The 334-nt window shown below is 39.5% G+C and carries 1 rRNA gene; it reads right to left on the bottom strand.

The window, feature by feature from the left end:
• Positions 1–79: 79 nt before the first annotated feature.
• Positions 80–194 (bottom strand): 5S ribosomal RNA (gene rrf, locus C8322_RS09695).
• Between the last annotated feature and the right edge of the window lie 140 nt (positions 195–334).

Below are 334 nucleotides of genomic sequence, written 5' to 3' on the forward strand. Positions count from 1 at the left end.
TAATATTTAGATGCTTTCTTAAATCTTGGCCATAAAAAAAACACCCCCTGTCATTTGACAGAGGGTGTTTAGAATAATGAGCTGGCGATGACTTACTCTCACATGGGAAACCCCACACTACCATCAGCGCTAAGAGGTTTCACTTCTGAGTTCGGGAAGGGATCAGGTGGTTCACTCTTGCTATGGTCGCCAGCACAACTGTTTATGACTTTGCGTTTGGTCTTATTTAGATGCCAATGCTTGGTCAAATGAGTTATTAACAGATAATATCTGAGTTGCAGTAGTTTGTTCTTTAGCGTTCACTAAATCAAGTTTTTGTTTGATCATTAGATCA

The sequence above is a fragment of the Acinetobacter sp. SM1B genome (assembly GCF_003289665.1).
Lineage (GTDB): Bacteria > Pseudomonadota > Gammaproteobacteria > Pseudomonadales > Moraxellaceae > Acinetobacter > Acinetobacter schindleri.